Origin of the sequence: Bacillus sp. T17B1 (genome assembly GCF_026796395.1) — a bacterium.
GTDB classification, from domain to species: domain Bacteria; phylum Bacillota; class Bacilli; order Bacillales; family Bacillaceae; genus Bacillus; species Bacillus spizizenii_A.
This window is the reverse complement of record NZ_JALAYA010000008.1, coordinates 182,853-200,204: the sequence shown is the minus strand read 5'-3', so window position 1 is coordinate 200,204 and position 17,352 is coordinate 182,853. Positions and strand designations below refer to the sequence as shown.

The 17,352-nt window shown below is 37.8% G+C and carries 11 protein-coding genes and 1 pseudogene; 6 read left to right on the top strand and 6 right to left on the bottom strand.

The genetic code is table 11. The features are described 5' to 3' along the window. Positions 1–4: 4 nt before the first annotated feature. Genes MOF34_RS05930 through MOF34_RS05920 form a run of 3 tightly spaced genes read right to left on the bottom strand, consistent with a single transcriptional unit; the run spans position 5 to position 3,689 of the window. Positions 5–1,129: a Ger(x)C family spore germination protein gene (locus MOF34_RS05930; protein ID WP_268399114.1), complete on the bottom strand. Its 1,125-nt coding sequence runs from the start codon at positions 1,127–1,129 to the stop codon at positions 5–7. Beyond that, positions 1,126–2,232: a spore germination protein gene (locus tag MOF34_RS05925; protein WP_268399113.1), complete on the bottom strand. Its 1,107-nt coding sequence runs from the start codon at positions 2,230–2,232 to the stop codon at positions 1,126–1,128. The genes MOF34_RS05930 and MOF34_RS05925 overlap by 4 nt, the downstream gene beginning before the upstream one ends. A 5-nt stretch (positions 2,233–2,237) precedes the next feature. Continuing rightward, entirely contained in the window at positions 2,238–3,689 is a 1,452-nt protein-coding gene (locus MOF34_RS05920; RefSeq protein ID WP_268399110.1) for a spore germination protein, read from the bottom strand. Positions 3,690–3,956: 267 nt separating this feature from the next. Between MOF34_RS05920 and manA the strand changes: the two genes are divergently transcribed. Both manA and MOF34_RS05910 read left to right on the top strand, forming a co-directional pair. Further along, positions 3,957–4,907: a mannose-6-phosphate isomerase, class I gene (gene manA / locus MOF34_RS05915; protein ID WP_268399107.1), complete on the top strand. Its 951-nt coding sequence runs from the start codon at positions 3,957–3,959 to the stop codon at positions 4,905–4,907. Positions 4,908–5,035: 128 nt separating this feature from the next. After that, positions 5,036–7,680, top strand: a pseudogene (locus tag MOF34_RS05910) (N-acetylglucosaminidase). Between the two features lie 69 nt (positions 7,681–7,749). Here the strand turns inward: MOF34_RS05910 and MOF34_RS05905 are convergent. The 3 genes from MOF34_RS05905 to tagA form a co-directional block, all read right to left on the bottom strand. Further along, entirely contained in the window at positions 7,750–9,072 is a 1,323-nt protein-coding gene (locus tag MOF34_RS05905) for a teichoic acid biosynthesis protein (protein ID WP_268399106.1), read from the bottom strand. Positions 9,073–9,191: 119 nt separating this feature from the next. Further along, entirely contained in the window at positions 9,192–10,337 is a 1,146-nt protein-coding gene (locus MOF34_RS05900; protein ID WP_268399104.1) for a CDP-glycerol glycerophosphotransferase family protein, read from the bottom strand. A 33-nt stretch (positions 10,338–10,370) separates the two neighbouring features. Beyond that, positions 10,371–11,141, bottom strand: coding sequence for an N-acetylglucosaminyldiphosphoundecaprenol N-acetyl-beta-D- mannosaminyltransferase (gene tagA / locus MOF34_RS05895; protein ID WP_268399102.1), 771 nt, complete (start codon positions 11,139–11,141; stop codon positions 10,371–10,373). A gap of 397 nt (positions 11,142–11,538) precedes the next feature. Here tagA and tagD point away from each other — a divergent pair, with 397 nt between their 5' ends. The 4 genes from tagD to tagG all read left to right on the top strand — a co-directional run bounded on the left by tagD (position 11,539) and on the right by tagG (position 17,350). Then, on the top strand, positions 11,539–11,928 hold the full coding sequence (gene tagD / locus MOF34_RS05890) for a glycerol-3-phosphate cytidylyltransferase (RefSeq protein WP_003227921.1): 390 nt from the start codon (positions 11,539–11,541) through the stop codon (positions 11,926–11,928). A 157-nt stretch (positions 11,929–12,085) separates the two neighbouring features. Continuing rightward, positions 12,086–14,101, top strand: coding sequence for an alpha-glucosyltransferase N-terminal domain-containing protein (locus MOF34_RS05885; RefSeq protein WP_268399101.1), 2,016 nt, complete (start codon positions 12,086–12,088; stop codon positions 14,099–14,101). Positions 14,102–14,157: 56 nt separating this feature from the next. Next, the gene (locus MOF34_RS05880) at positions 14,158–16,356 is read left to right on the top strand and encodes a CDP-glycerol glycerophosphotransferase family protein (RefSeq protein WP_268399099.1); all 2,199 of its coding nucleotides are present in this window, start codon (positions 14,158–14,160) and stop codon (positions 16,354–16,356) included. Between the two features lie 166 nt (positions 16,357–16,522). After that, the gene (tagG, locus tag MOF34_RS05875) at positions 16,523–17,350 is read left to right on the top strand and encodes a teichoic acids export ABC transporter permease subunit TagG (RefSeq protein WP_268399097.1); all 828 of its coding nucleotides are present in this window, start codon (positions 16,523–16,525) and stop codon (positions 17,348–17,350) included. Positions 17,351–17,352: the final 2 nt, after the last annotated feature.

The window sequence follows — 17,352 nt, the reverse complement described above, 5'->3', positions numbered from 1 at the left end:
TTGCTCACTGCCCTGCAGTGCCGAAGTTAACGATTTTGAAAGAAATATCGTATTTAAAATCAGCATCAGAAAATATGTCATCCCAATGTCCTTTTACTTTATGCCAGTATTCAGGGTGTTGAATCCGGATGTAATCCGATAAAAAGATCGGATCGCTTTTATACTCATGCTGCAGTTTATCCATAACCTTCTTTACATCACGTTCAAGCTTTTTCTCAAAAATGTTCTCAAGCCTGTGCAAATAGTTTTTGCGAAACGAGTTTTCATTCGGGCTTTGGTCTTCTGTCAGGATACCCTTTGTTTTGACAGAAATCTGAAAGACAGGTTTCCCGTTTTCAATCGCCGGCTTAATTTTAGATTTCGACTTTTTAATCTCAAACGTAATCGGATGTCCTTTATCTGTCGTCGGCATGACGCCTCCTTGGATTGTCCCCATGACCCATGTCAGTGTCTGGATTTCTTCAGCTGAAAGAAATCCAACGAGTTTATTACTGCCGCTTTTGATAATGCCTGCCCCGTCATACTTTGCTTTTCCCTTTTGGTTATTAACGGCTTGAATAAGAAAACTGTAGCCATTTTGGCAATAGATAGAGGCCCTGCCGATGCGAAGCGGCATCATAATCTTTCCGTTATAACCGCTGTTATGGGTTAGATCAATCAGCTTTTCGGAAGGCATCGGCAACTGCTGCTTCGGGCTTCCCTTTGTGAAAATATCTCCAGCTTTCCCTCTGGCTGCCATCAAATAGCTGCTGCGCCGCAGCTCATCATCCCGGATAAAATGGTTGAAGACTTGATCTATGTTTTGATTCCTCATTAGTTTTTCTCCCAGGAGAATGACTTTTAAATGGTCGCTATAGATAGGAGGATCTTTAATGGATACATCACTGACCGCTTCAAGGACGGTTTTCCCATAGGATGTCACATTGACAAATTCGGGTTTTCCGGATGCTTGGCTGTCTTCACTTTGGGGAAGAAGGTTTTGATACGTTAATTTATACTGATGGTCATCGGTCTCATCGATGGCAAGTCCTCTGGCAAAAGACAGCTTTTCAATATTTTTGACATCCCAGCACCCGCAGAGCATCTGCAACATCAGAACCATTGCTGATAGCTTCATCATTGTTTTCATTGCAGCTGATCCCTCCCCAGTTTTTTCTGTAACCAGCTTAAAAACCAGATAAGAAATGGTATTGCAACGACACCTAAAAATACATATCCGAGAAGTGAACCGTAATAAAATACGGCATTAAGATCTTCAGGAAACATTGATAGAAAAAATGTAACAGCCAGTAATGCAGCAAGAAGCCACGGATTGTTTTTATTTTTCAGGTGAAAGATATCAGTTAATCCGATATGCGCCCCTTTAAAGGAGCCGAGCATACATGCAAATTGCTGAGCTGTCCAAGTTATCTGTAAAAACAGGTCAAACCGTTCAATAAAGATCCCCGGGATTTCTAATGCGTGAATGAGAGATATGGTAGGCCATGTTACTGTTTTTGCCTCAGCTACACTCATACAGCCAATGACCATAAACAATGTAATGCTATAAAAAACAGTCGAGGTTGCAATGCCTAAAGCGACAGCTTTTTTTACCTGCTTGGGATCTTTCATAAAGGGAATGAGATAAAAAATGACTTCAAATCCTGAAAAATATAAAAGAGTTTTAGGAAATAAAGAGAAAAAACTTCGATAACCGCCTTCAAATACAGGCCGGATAAAATCCAGTTGAAATAGCCGAAAGCTAAACATCAGAAGCATAAGGAAAATAATAATAGTAATAGGAAAGATATACGCATATACCTTCGCAATGGGATAGACGCCCCCGGCTACATGATAAATGGCAACAGCCAGAAAAATAAACACGACAACCGCCATTGGAGTGTTTTTTAAAAGAAAGAATCCGACAACCTCGCCCAAAACCCGCGCCTGATAACATACGATACCGATAAAATAAAGGGTAAGAAATATATTCAATAAGGAACCAATCAATTTTCCGGCTGCAATGCTGTTGAGCTCAAAAATTGTTTTCCCGCTGTTTCGTTGAAGAAAAGGCAAAAAAAGCAGTACAATAATAATAAATATAACGCCCTGCAGCAAGATCATGATCCATCCAATGGGACTATCGGTTTCAGCGGCTGAGCGGGGAAGAGTTAAGACACCGGCACCGATCATTGTACTGCTTACCATGATAAGCGTCTGCATAAATGTAAGCTTGTCCTCTATTTGCCTCATAGCCATCACCTTTGCCTGATTTTATCTTTTGTGCCTTTGCGGGTAGGTCTTCTTTTTAAAAATAGGGTGGGAACGCGAATCACAGTGTCCTTTAAATCTTGTCCGGGCTGTGCCATTATCGGAATAATATAATCCTGGCCAAAGCTTTTCAGTCGCATCAAGTGGCCGATTACAAACAGAAAGACCATAATGACGCCATACATGCCAAGCATTGCAGCACTGATCATACCCGCAATGCGAATAATCCGCAGCGGGAAGTTAAAGGCGTATGAAGGAACGGTAAAGGATGCCAATGCGGTGACGGATACGACAATGACCATCAGCGCACTGACGATTTGCGCCTGTACGGCAGCCTGTCCAATGACAACGCCTCCAATGAGCCCGATCGTCTGTCCAATCGGCTTTGGCAGCCGTAAACCGGCTTCCCTGATTAGTTCTATCGTAAATATCATAATAAATGCCTCGACAAAAGGCGGGAAAGGCACATTCAGCCTGCTGCCTGCAATCGAAATGGCCATTCTCGTTGGCAAAAGGCCCGTATGAAAGGAAACGAGAGAAATATATAAGCCGGGCAAATAAATGGTAATCAGGATGCTCGAATAACGAAGCAACCGAATAAGAGACATGATAATCCAGCGCTGGCTGTAATCATCTGGTGAATGGATAAATTCATCAAGCGTAGCCGGTACAATGAGTGCAAATGGGGTGCCATCAACTAAAATGGAAACCCGCCCTTCTAACAAAGAGCTTTCTACACGATCTGGACGTTCTGTGCTTAAGATTGTCGGAAAGATTGTAAAATGCTCATCCTCAATGAGCTGCTCAAGTATGCCTGATTCCGGCAAATCATCTGTCGTAATGGATTTCAGCCGTTTAAACACTTCCTTTACAACATAATCAGGGGCAATATCCTGAATATATGCGACAGCTATCTTTTTCTTCGTCCTTTTGCCTATCGTCATTTCTTTTATGACCAGATTAGGGTCACTCGACCGCTCTCGTAAAAGCGCCGTGTTTGTCCGCAGTGTTTCAATAAAGCCAATCTTCGGACCGCGTTCTACGATTTCAGAGGAAGGTTCTTCAAGGCCGCGCGTCATTAATGTTTTCGTATCAAATGCCAGGCCCGCGCTGTAACCATCAGCCAGCAAAATGGTATGTCCGGAAAAAATAAGCTGCTGTATTTCTTTTATTGTAGAAATCACGCTGTGGCGATAGCCGAAAAAGAAAGCGGATAAATCTTCAATCAAGCCTTCTTTTTGAGCTAACGCTTCTTTTTGTAAAGGAGACATGACGTGTTGTGCCAGAAGCTTATTTTCTGTCAAACCGTCAATATACAGCAGGCACGCCTTCTGTCTGCTGTCTCCGAAAGAAAACGTATAAAAAATGATATCGTCGTTTTGCCCCAATTTTTTTTTCAACGTTTCTACATTGCGCTGGAGATCAGAGTCGATTTGCAAAGTTTCTCTCCCCTTTATAAAACAGATTGACGGTTTTTCTTAATTTGTATCAAAAAAGGAGAATTATTCTTTACAAGGAAAAGGCTGAAACAAACCTTCTTTTGAAAGTGATATAATATAAAGGAAGCGTTTTCTCAAAAAGGGGTCATTGATACATAATGCTTTGTACATATGTTGTCATAGAAAAAAGACAGCTTATCCGGCGTTTGTAAGAGGAGCGCACCGGGAAAATAATGATCAGCTATTTACAGGGGAGGGGTACGGATCATGACGCAATCACCGATTTTTCTAACGCCTGTGTTTAAAGAAAAAATCTGGGGCGGCACCGCTTTACGAGATAGATTTGGATACGGTATTCCTTCAGAAACAACGGGGGAATGCTGGGCCATTTCCGCTCATCCAAAAGGACCGAGCATAATTGCCAATGGCCCGTATAAGGGAAAGACACTGACTGAGCTTTGGGATGAGCATCCGGAAGTATTCGGCTGCGTGGAGGGGGAGCGATTTCCGCTTCTGACAAAGCTGCTGGACGTGAAGGAAGATATGTCAATTAAAGTTCACCCTGATGATTACTATGCCGGAGAAAACGAAGAGGGAGAACTCGGCAAGACGGAATGCTGGTACATTATCGACTGTAAAGAAAACGCGGAGATTATTTACGGGCATACGGCCCGCTCAAAAACCGAACTTGTCACAATGATCAACAGCGGTGACTGGGAAGGCCTGCTGCGAAGAATCAAAATTAAACCGGGTGATTTCTATTATGTGCCTAGCGGAACGCTGCATGCATTGTGCAAGGGGGCACTTGTATTAGAGACCCAGCAAAATTCAGATGCCACATACCGGGTGTACGATTATGACCGGCTTGATAAAAATGGGAGTCCGAGAGAGCTTCATTTTGCCAAAGCGGTCAATGCGGCCACGGTACCCCATGTGGACGGGTATATAGATGAATCCACAGAATCAAGAAAAGGAATAACCATTAAAACGTTTGTCCAAGGTGAATATTTTTCGGTATATAAATGGGACATAAATGGCGAGGCTGAACTTTCTCAGGATGAATCCTTTCTGCTTTGCAGCGTGATAGAAGGAAGCGGTTTGCTGATGTATGAAGAGGAAACATGTCCGCTCAAAAAAGGCGATCACTTTATATTGCCGTCTCAAATGCCCGATTTTATAATTAAAGGAACCTGTACACTTATCGTGTCTCACATTTAACTTAATCTCACTTCGAGATTAAGTTTTTTTTATTAAAAAATGGAAGTGATTCACCTATAAATGAAGCATATGCGTGCCGATAAATAAATTAGTTTTATATACTCATTGAATAAGAAAGAGGAGAAGGAATGAAAAAGAGATTAATCGCACCTATGCTTCTGTCCGCCGCGTCCCTTGCCTTTTTTTTGCCATATCCGGTTCTGCCCAGGCTGCAGCGTATACGGATTACTCGATATATGAGGTAGAGCCGTCAAAAACGTTCAGTACAGAAAGCCAAGCCTCGCAGGCTGTCGCCAAACTGGAAAAGGACACTGGCTGGGATGCTTCCTATCAGGCTTCAGGTACAACAACGACCTACCAAATTTCCGCTGCAGGTATACACAGCGAATCAGAAGCAAAAGCAATACTGAGCGGACTCACCAAACAGACAGCGATTACAGGCACGACAAGCCCTGTCGGAAGCAAACAGCCCTATGTCACCATCACGTCAGGTGCCATTTCCGGAGAAAAACAGGCAAACAACTTGCTGACTAAGCTTAAACAGGAGACGGGAGTGGCTGGCGCTGTAAAAGCTTCCGGAGCAGCTCAATCCTATATAAACGTCATGACATCAGAGATCGCTGATGAGACAAAAGCCAAGGCGCTTATTCAGAGTCTAGCTAAGCAAACGGGGATTAAAAGCTCGTATCAGCCCATCACCCACACGGTGTCCGTCACAACGATTCAGTCAGGCACAATTGTGGGAAACAGCAAAGCAGAGCAGCTCAAAAGCGCATTTCAAAAGGAATCAGGGCTGCAGGCATCATTAAAGGAGACGGTGAAAGGACAAGCCTATTATACGTTCACTACAGATGCGATTTCACGTGAAGCGAATGCCAAAAATCTATTAAATCAGCTGAAACAGAGCACCGGTATCACAGGAAGCTACAGGTCAATCAAACAAAAAACAACTGCTGAGTCATACAATGTTCAATCAGCCTATTTCAAAGGACTGAACACAGTGAAGGACGCCATCAGCCAAATCAAGAAAAACACCGGCGTTTCAGGCAGTTATCAACAGATTGGCAAAAGCTCATCCTATACAGTGAGTATGAAGGGGTTAACGAAACAGAAGCTGCAAAAGATAGACACTTTCTTTAAAAAGAAAAAATGGCATTACACGTCATCCAGCGTCAAAAAAACGACCACGTCTACAGCCTATCAAATAACGACAGCACAGATTTTAGGGGAGCGGCAATCAAACAAAGCCGCAGCCTTCTTTTCTCAGAAAAAAGTAAAGGCAACGAAGAGAGCAACTGGAACAACAGCAGAAAACCAATATCAGCTCATCTCGGAAGAAACATCAGATCAAGCAAAAGTGACAAAGGGATTGAACATGTTAAAGAAAAATCAGCTGAGTGCAGCTGCGAAAACAGTAAATAAACAAATGCCTAACACGTTTAAAATAACAACTGAATCTCTGCTTGATACAGCGAAAGTCAATCAAGCACTTACATTCTTTCAATCAAATCACATATCAGCAACAAGCCAGAAAACCGGCCAGACCACAGCGAGCAGCTATCAAATCATAACTGGAGCAATCATTAGCCAAGAAGATATTGACCGCGTTCTAGCGTTTTTTAAACAAAACAATGCCGCCGGCACCACAGCAAAAACAGGCGAGACGGCATACACACAATTCAAAATCGTAACAGCCCAGCTCAGCAGCAAAACAGCATTGAACAATGGGTTAACCTATCTTAAAACGCAAAGTTTAATCCCAAGTTATACAACGAAAAGCAATACGCTTTATAAAATCAGCATAAATGATCAGTTCACAGGCAATAATGCGGCTGCTGCGGTATCAACAAAGCTAAAACAATTATACGGATGGACATCATCTATCGTGAAAATCAAAAATGGCCCGCAAATCATGAAAACAAATTACAATCTCTCGCTGCGTGATATGGTCCAAAAACAAATGACAGTTAGCCCGCAAACAGACGGTGCCGCTTACGTATCACTCAATTACATTAATACAGCAACTTCAACCGTTACGGCTGATGTACTGAATATCCGGTCAACACCGGCAGTCATCCCGACGAACGTGATCGGCCAATTTAAAAACGGCGATAAGGTGAAAATCATCGGCCAGATCAACGGCTGGGCCAAAATCAATTTGGGCTGGCGAAACGCAAGCAGTGACGAAGTGGTTCAATATGTAAATCCGAATAATTTTTCCAGAGACAGCAAATACTACTTCCAATTTCTCAAGCTGTCACAGACAGCCGGCCTCAGCATGACTGAAGTCAATCAGAAAGTGCTTGCGGGTAAAGGCATTCTGACAGGGAAAGCAAAAGCATTTATCGATGCCGCCAAACAATACGGCATCAACGAGCTGTATTTAATCTCACACGCTCTTCTTGAAACAGGCAACGGAACATCCGATTTAGCCAATGGTTTAACCTATAACGGAAAAAAAGTATATAACATGTACGGAATTGGCGCTTACGACAGCAACCCGAATGAATACGGCGCGAAATATGCCTATGAGCAGGGCTGGTTCACACCAGAGGCTGCTATTATCGGCGGTGCCAAATTCATAGGCTCATCGTATATCCACAACACGGCTTACAATCAGGACACACTGTACAAAATGAGATGGTCAGCCACAGCGACACACCAATACGCAACAGATATCGGGTGGGCGTACAAACAAGTAAACCGCATGTACAGCCTGTATTCATTGCTGGACGGTTATACCCTATACTTTGATGTTCCGGAATATCAATAAAAACTTAGAAAGTTTCTATATTCATATCAATAGGCTGTAGCTGTTTAATAGCTACAGCCTATTTGTTTATCACACCTCAATCTTGTCCGCAACAATCATAAAAATACTCATTCTTGAAGCATTTAAGATGGATGCATCATCAGGTCTGATTTTTGTACTTGCTTTAATAAAACCTATCTCAAGTACATTTGATTTTTCTCCGCCGGCAAAATACCAGGATCCCATACGTATATCCTTTTGTTTTAATCGGAAATCTCCTTCTATCGATTGATGCAGTAAACTAATATAGCGCTCATTTAACGTAACTTGCAAGTTTCCATCTGAATTGATAGTAATATTTCGGACTAAATTTGATGTGTAAGATGGTAAATAACCTGAAGTCGGAACCATCCATTTTTTGCTTTGAGCATGATACTCTAAAATGAAGGTTTGAATAAATGGTTGAAATCTTTCTGGAGATGTATCTTGGTGTCCCACTGTTTTTAATAAAGGGGATCGAAGCATTGGTACATGATTCATAAAGTTTTCATAGGAATGGTATGCATAAATTCTGCTTATCCGATTTCCTTCTTTTCCGCTTGTAATTCCCACCATTAATGATTTTGCCCCTGTTTCGGGATTAGTGTACATACAGATCCCTTCTGGTTCACGGAAGTTATTCTCATATCTAGTAGACAAGTCTTTGCCCACAGTAATTTCTTTTTGCAGCACTATTTTATTAGCTGAATCGAATACAGTAATGAGATTCGGATAGCTGTTGCTGTTTGTATCTCCTGTATACCAATATAAATAACCGTCATCTAAAAAGAACCCTTGTAAATAGTGCAGTTCGTCAGGAATATTAATAGTATAAAGAGGATTGTTTTTATTTGCTATTGCATCGTCCAAATCAAAAATTGTTACCCACTGTTTATTATTATCTGTATCGTATTGTCTAAGTGCTAATTGTCTATTCTTCATATCAAGAGCAGGTGTAACCCTATAATTTAAAGGGAGATTCGAGAATCGTTGAAGTTCTTTAGAATTTTCATCTAAAGTCGCACCTGCTTTATATGGGAAGCAAACTAAATCACTTTTATCTGTTTCATTTGGTCTATCGTATAGTGACCAAATATAAATGGTGCCATTACGGTTTTCAATGCCGATATTTGTTCCATGGCCTCCATGTTTCAGCAACATGCTGTCTAATTGTAACCCTTCAAAAGATAGACGGGTAATGCGATAGCTTTGAGTATTGTCTTTTCCCATTCCAGTTGCCACTTGGGTTGTGTAAATTTGATGGTTTTTCTCATCGAAATTGAATGACTGAAGTACGGTTTTGTCCGCTACACGAAGTTCAGTAAATAATTTTGGAGTGATGTGGGTGAAATCAAAGAGTGATTGTTTGCTCATATATTTACCACCTTTATTTTTGTTTGCTGCCATAAGCAACTAATAACATTTAACCAAACATATGTTCGATAGTCAAGAGAAAAAAGAACACCCGTTCTGTTTTGAGCGAGTGTTCAACACTAGTTTATTAATTTTTCGATAAATTGTAATAAATTACTGCTTGAATTCCCTTTAGAATATTCATTCCACTTATTGGAGAAATCTTTTATTTTGGTATTGTTAAGTGACGTTTTCATTTCATTTATTAATGATTTACTGTCATAACAAGCTCTTCCGGGTATTACAGAAAGGTAATTATCGATCAACCCCCGTTTCTCTTGATAAATGGGTAAATCATAAGTATAGAAAAGAATGGGTTTATTTAAAATCGAAAATTCAAAGGGAACAGAAGAATAGTCAGTGACTAATATGTCTGCAGCCATAAGTAGATCATATAAGGCATAATGAGAAACATCTTTAATATAATCACTAGAATATTTAATTGCTATATTGTTCTGAATTGCGGGATGCAGTTTAACCAATAAAACATATTCTTCTTTTAACTGATGAATTAATTGTTTTTCCGTAAAAGGCAATTGAATTGAGTGCATATCATAATCTCTAAACGTCGGTGCATAGAGGATTATTTTTTTACTTTGTAATTTTAGAGTTCCCGAAATTTTCTTTTTGTTTTCCTGATAATAAGGGTCTGTTAAAGGCACACCTATTTTTAATAATTGATCATTCTTTATTCCGAATGATTTCTTAAAAATATGTGCCATTTCTTCTGAGCCAACAGTTAAATAATCATACGAGCTGTATACTTTTTTGAACCTTTTAATATCAGTTTTTGTCCGTTGCATGTTTGTAATGTCTTCTAAACCAAATTTTTTTAGTGATCCATTCGCATGCCATACTTGGATGCATTTGGTTTGCTTCCGATTGTTTAACACACTTGTTAATAGAAAGTAATTATCTGTTATGACCACTTTGCTGTTAAACATTAGGTACACAGCTTTAATGAGATGGATAGGATTTTTTTCTTGTAATAGATAAGCATCTACATTAGGGAATCTCTCGGCAATAGAAGATGCCTGCTGAGTATACAGGATGTTAAGGTTATATGAGTAATGGCCTTGTTCATATTCCTCCATAATCGCTTTTGCGTTTGCTTCAAATGAGATAAGGAGGGTTACATTGTTTTTAGGTTTCACCCATTGCAGAAAAAAGGCGATTGCCGATAAAAAATACAAATAGCAATTCGCCAATAGTGATCTTATTTTCATTTTTATCAATCCACTTATATAAAAAATTTCGTTTTATATCTGTTTTGTGTGATCTTTTTCAGGCTTTGGATAAAAAGTTTTTTTGTTTTTTTCTTCTTTTAAAACTGCTAAAGCATATTTTGGGATGCTGAGCATTCTTTTCCATCGCCATGGATTCAAGATTAAACGATAAAACCATTCTAAATTTAAACGTATCAACCAGGAAGGGGCCCGTTTGACATTGCCGCTAAATACATCGAAGCTTCCTCCAAGACCTATAGATACAGCTTTAGGAAACAAGTGTCTGTAGTTATGAATGAATTTTTCTTGATAAGGATACCCTAAAGCTACGAATACCATATCTGGATTTGCTTTTGCAATTTGTTTTGCGACTATTGTGCGATCTTGCACATAACCGTCTGAATAACCTGCGATTTGAATGTTTGGGTATTCAGAAGAAATTTTGGATACAACTCCTTTTATAACATCTTTCTTCGCCCCATACAGAAATATACGTTTTTTCTTTTTGTCAGCTATACCGAGAAGTTCTTTAAAAACATCGTAACCTGCAATTCGGGACTGAAGTCTGTTGTTAGTCAAACGTGACATCATGACTACACCGATGCCATCAGGCAAAATGAAGTTTGAAGAAGATAGTATATCAAAGTAGTCCCGATCTCTAATGGCTGCAAATGCAATTTCAGGATTAACAGTAGAAATGACAGCGCCAATCTTCTGATCAATATAATGTTTTTCTAGATAATTGATGAATGATGTTAAGTTGCTGTTAACATAAGGAATATGATGAATTGTCTCTGTTTGCATGTCTGGCTCCTCCTTCCTTACAGGATTCTATTTATATAGTTAAAAGGTTTAAAAAACAAAGTCAGCCTAGCTTATATTTTAACATAAATTATCAACAAAGGCTTAACATTATCTTTACATTAAATTTAAATATGTTTCCAATTTTACAATTGAATGAACTCCATGAACGACAATCCTTGATGTTCATGGAGTTTGAATGTCATTACATATTTTGGAATGTTTTTCTCCGTATGAGTACTTAACCTTTTTTAGGCGGTATGCTATAATTAATGACCAGTGAAGACATACGAGAAATATGTCGATATAAGGAATACAATTACAGGTTTTTTGAGAATCAATCGCTAACGACAGTAGTGTTTTTAATAGTGTTTAACAATGGGAAGGAGCGTTACTTTAAATGAAGAAAGTCATCACATATGGAACTTTTGATTTATTGCATTGGGGTCACATTAAATTGCTTGAGCGTGCAAAACAGCTTGGCGATTATTTAGTTGTTGCTATTTCAACGGATGAGTTTAATTTACAAAAGCAAAAAAAGGCTTATCACAGCTATGAACACCGTAAATTAATTTTAGAAACGATTCGATATGTGGATGAAGTAATTCCTGAGAAGAACTGGGAACAAAAAAAGCAAGATATTATTGATCATAATATTGATGTTTTTGTTATGGGGGATGACTGGGAAGGTAAATTCGACTTCCTTAAAGATCAGTGTGAGGTTGTTTATCTCCCTAGAACTGAAGGCATCTCTACAACAAAGATCAAAGAGGAAATTGCTGGTTTATAATTTAGGATCCTGATATCATTGGTTTAATATCTAATTAAAGTACTTCTTATTGAAATAAGAAGTACTTTTTGATGCTTGCATTGGTTTTTGTAGCTAATGTACCGGGAAGATATAAATTTCAATGATCAAATTCTAGATGCCGAAAGGGAGTAAGAAATTGTCTTTACATGCGGTGAGTGAATCTAATATAAAACAAATTCCTGACATGAATTATTATTTTATCTCTGGTGGTCTGCCAAGTAATTACGGTGGCCTGACAAAATCATTATTATTGCGTTCAAAATTATTTGGTGAAGAGTGTAACCAAAATACATTTTTCTTAACGTTTCGTTTTGATCTAGAGCTGTCTTCAAAGATTGACGAATTATACAGCAACGGTAAGATTGATAAAAAATTCACGAGTGTTATTAATCTATTTGATGATTTTTTAAGTGAAAGAACAAATGGTAAAAGGTCATACGACGAACGAATAGGCCTTGATCAGGTAAAAAAGCAAGCTGGCATAGGGAAGTTTGCAAAAACTGTGTCAAGATTGTTTGGTAAGAAAAACAATGAAATGTCTGTCGGTTACTATGGAAATAAGGAAACTATCCGTTATGTCGACTATTGGAATGATAAAAACCAACTTACAAAGAGAGAGGAATATACAAAGGACGGAAATTTAGTTCTTGTCACTCATTATGATGTGCAGCTAAACAAGATGTATCTGCAGGAATATATTAATGACAAAAATCAAGTATATTTAGACAAACTCTATATATGGAACAATGAAGAAAAGGATGTTCAATTATCTCATATTATTTGGTACTCTCTTGAGGGTGAGATTAAAGTAAAAGATGAATCAGAACTGCGTCAATATTGGATAGAACATCTGCAAAACGAAAATGAGAAACCTAAGTTGTTCTTAGTAGACAGCAGACCGCAAGACAAACATGTTTTTAAAGTGAAAAAATCCCCTTCTTCGTATTATGGAGCTATCATTCATAATAAACATTACGGTAACAATAAATATCAAATTAAGGGACGCTATAAAGAAGTTTTTAGTCAGATGTATAATTTGGATGCTGTCTTTTTTATAACTGAGGAACAGCTAGAAGATTTTAAATTAATTTCAGGGGAACAAGAGACGTTTTTCTTTACTCCGCATACAATTGATAAGCCGCTTAATCCCGATGTATTAAATGTGCCGAGTGAAAAATACAAAGCTGTAATTATTTCAAGACTTGCATCTATGAAGAATTTAATACATGCAGTAAAGGCTTTTAGTCTTGTCGTGAAAGAAATTCCTGAAGCAAAACTTGATATATTCGGATCAGGCGAAGATTTTGAAAAAATAAAAAAAGAGATTGAAGATACCAAACTGCAGAATAATGTCTTTTTGAAAGGTTATACAGATAATCCTGACGCAGAGTTTCAAAAAGCTTGGCTGACCATTTCAACCTCTCACTTTGAAGGATTCGGTCTCTCAAATATGGAGGCACTGAGCAATGGGTGTCCAGTTGTCACGTATGATTATGATTACGGAGCAAGGAGTTTAGTGACTGATGGAGTAAACGGATATGTCATTGAACAGTATAATATAGAGAAATTGGGACAAGCCATTATCTCTTTAATGAAAGATGAAAGTACTCACCGGAAATTTTCAGAAGAAGCCTTTAAAATGGCTGAAAAATATTCAAGACCCAACTACATTGAAAATTGGGCTTTTGCTCTTAATCAGATGATTGAGGTGCGGGTAAAGAGAGAGAATCTCTCTAAAAAGATTGGGAAAAAAGATCCGTTTATTGTTTCTTATAACGAGGATTCTGATAAAAGCAAAATAGAAATTGAAAATTATGATCATGATGATTTTATTAAAATGAGTTTAGTGGGCTTGGATAGAAAGAATAAGGCTGAAATTATTTCAACAAACTTACAAAATGATCAGTTCTTTGTAATTGATCTAAAAAAAGATGTAAATATTGAAAAGATAGCAGCTAATAAAACTCAAGTCATTGACTTTTATATACTTTTCAATGCAGATGGCCATATTAAAACAATGCGCAGACTTTCGAGTGAAGAAATAAAGTTGTCAGAAAACAGTATGATTACTGATAATGGCTATAGAATAGAGCCCTATACTACAGTTAAAGGGAATTTCTCTTGGAGGGTCACGGAAATAAAAGAGAGTTAATATTTTGCTGGGGAATGTCTTTAGTAGTTGACACCAATTAAAGGAAGCAAAAAGGAATGAGCTTTTATACAGAGGAGCAGAAAAAAGTAATGAATGAAAACACTGTGATTAAATGTATTTTGAAAAGCTTGAAAAACAATTTAGGGAATTTTGAATTGTTAATCTCAATTGATTCAGAGCAACAATTTTTAGACGATCAGCAGTTATTTTTAAAGCTGAAAGAGAGACGTTCAGGGACAGAATCTGAATTTTCGCTTCAAAACACTGGCTCATTAGAGTATAAAGCTGATGTGAATATTCATGCTTTTCCTATGCCTGTTGAAATGGGACAAACATATGACTTTTATATTGAATTCCGAAAAAAATATGAGGATGCAGAGCAGGAAACATTTTTGAAGCGTCTTTCTGCTGAAGTAGATTCAATTGAGCGTGCCTTTCATGTTGATCAAACTACGGAACTTTTAATTTTACCATACACAACTGATAAAGGAAATTTTTCTATTAAGGTAAAGAGAGAGGCCAAAATCATCAGGTTTGATCAAATTGAGATTAACTCTGAAGTAATAAGCATAACAGGCTATGCTGGTTACCTGAGTTCCGAAAATCAATACCGAATAAAAGACTTGAACCTTATTTTAAAAAAGGGCGGAGAAACACCTATTGAGGAAAAGTTTCCACTCCAGTTTGAAAGAAAAACACATGGGCTTGAAAGCATGAGAGCAGACGGTTTTATTCCGGAATTGTATGATTTTGAAGTGAAAGTGCCTTTGAAAGAAATTCCTTTTTCTAATCAAAAACGTTATGCTTATCGCCTTTTTATGGAGTATGTATGCTCTGACAAGGACGGAACGGATATTCAGTTCAACAGCACTGCTCTTGTTCTAGGAGATCGAAAAAACAAATTAAAAGGATTAGTAAGTGTTATTAAATCTAACAAAGCACCGGTTCGTTATGAAGTCTTTAAGAAAAAGAAAAAACAGACTCTAGGTATCAGAGTAAACGATTATAGCCTGAATACAAGGATTAAATACTTTGTTAAAGGGAAGAAGAAGAAGGTAGTATCAAAAATAAAAAAGATCACCAAATTGAGAAACAAGTTTATCACTAAAACATACAAATTACTATTCGTGATGGCTAGCAGAATGCCAGTTAAAAGGAAAACAGTCATTTTTGAAAGTTTTAATGGTAAACAATACAGTTGTAATCCGAGAGCGATTTACGAATATATGCGGGAAAACCACCCTGAGTATAAAATGTACTGGAGTGTAAATAAACAATATTCAGCGCCATTTGATGAAAAGAGAATTCCTTATATTAGTCGTCTCTCAATAAAATGGCTATTCGCTATGGCTAGAGCTGAGTACTGGGTTGTTAATAGCAGGCTTCCATTATGGATTCCAAAACCTAAGCACACAACATATTTACAAACATGGCATGGCACACCGCTAAAAAGACTTGCTATGGATATGGAAGAAGTCCATATGCCTGGTACAAACACGAAGAAATATAAAAGGAATTTTATCAAAGAAGCTTCTAATTGGGATTACTTGATTTCGCCAAATGGCTATTCAACTGAGATCTTTGCACGGGCGTTTCAGTTTAACAAAACAATGATTGAGTCTGGATACCCTAGAAATGATTTCCTTCACAATGATAATAACGAAGAAACAATATCATTAATAAAGCGCAGATTAAATATTCCTAGTGATAAAAAGGTCATTTTATATGCTCCTACATGGAGAGATGATCAGTTTTATGCAAAAGGGCGTTATAAGTTCGATCTCGATTTAGATTTGCATCAGCTTAGACAAGAGCTGGGAAATGAATATATCGTGATTTTAAGAATGCATTATCTGGTAGCTGAGAACTTTGATTTAGGGCCTTTTGAAGGGTTTGCATTTGATTTTTCAGCTTATGAGGATATTCGAGAGTTGTATATGGTCTCTGATTTGCTGATTACTGATTATTCTTCAGTATTCTTTGATTTTGCAAACTTAAAACGTCCAATGCTTTTCTTTGTTCCTGATATCGAAACTTACCGGGATAAGTTGCGAGGTTTCTACTTTGATTTTGAAAAAGAAGCTCCTGGTCCATTGGTGAAAACAACGGAAGAAACGATTGGGGCTATCAAGCAAATCTCATCGCCTGATTATAAGCTTCCAGTTTCTTTCGGTCCTTTTTATGATAAATTTTGTTATTTAGAGTCAGGACGTTCATCGGAAAAGGTTGTTAATACTGTATTTAAAGTTGAATAATCTCCATTATATTACAAAATGTATAGCTGCCGATCTTTCGGCAGCTTTTTAGATACTTGTTGAGGAGTGAAAAAAAACGCAGGATCTGTTACAATAATCAGCGGTGCTTTCAAAAGCTTATTACAAAAAGATTCCCAAAAACAACTAAGTCTAAGGAAGATAAAAAATGAATGATTTGTTGCGAATACTCAAAGAGCAAATAACGTCATTTCCTTTAATTTTAAGATTGGCGGCTTATGAAACCAAGTCTAAATATCAAATGAATTATTTAGGTGTCTTATGGCAGTTTTTAAATCCGCTTATCCAAATGCTGGCCTACTGGTTCGTATTTGGTATAGGGATTAGAGAAGGCGGTCCTGTGACAACTGGAGCGGGCGAAGTGCCTTTTATTATTTGGATGCTGGCAGGATTAATTCCATGGTTTTTTATCAGTCCAACCATACTTGATGGCTCAAACAGTGTATTTAAACGCATTAATATGGTGGCTAAAATGAACTTCCCGATTAGTTCTTTACCATCAGTGGCTATTGCGTCTAACCTATTTAGTTATATTATCATGATGGCAATTTATATCATCGTACTACTAGTTAACGGTATTTTTCCGAGTATGCATTGGTTACAATATATTTACTACTTTATTTGTATGATTGCTTTTATGTTTTCGTTTAGCCTGTTTAATTCAACAATCAGTGTATTGATTAGGGATTATCAATTCTTGCTGCAGGCCGTAACAAGACTGCTGTTTTTCTTGTTACCGATTTTTTGGGATGTTAATGCGAAACTCGGTGAAAGTCATCCTGAGTTAGTGCCTATTCTGAAGCTGAATCCATTCTTCTACATTATTGAAGGGTTCCGGAACAGCTTTTTAGACGGCCAGTGGTTTTTCCAAGATATGAAGTATACGCTGTACTTTTGGTTGTTCACATCCCTTTTATTGTTAGTAGGTTCTATCCTGCATATGAAATTCAGAGACAAGTTTGTTGACTTTCTTTAATA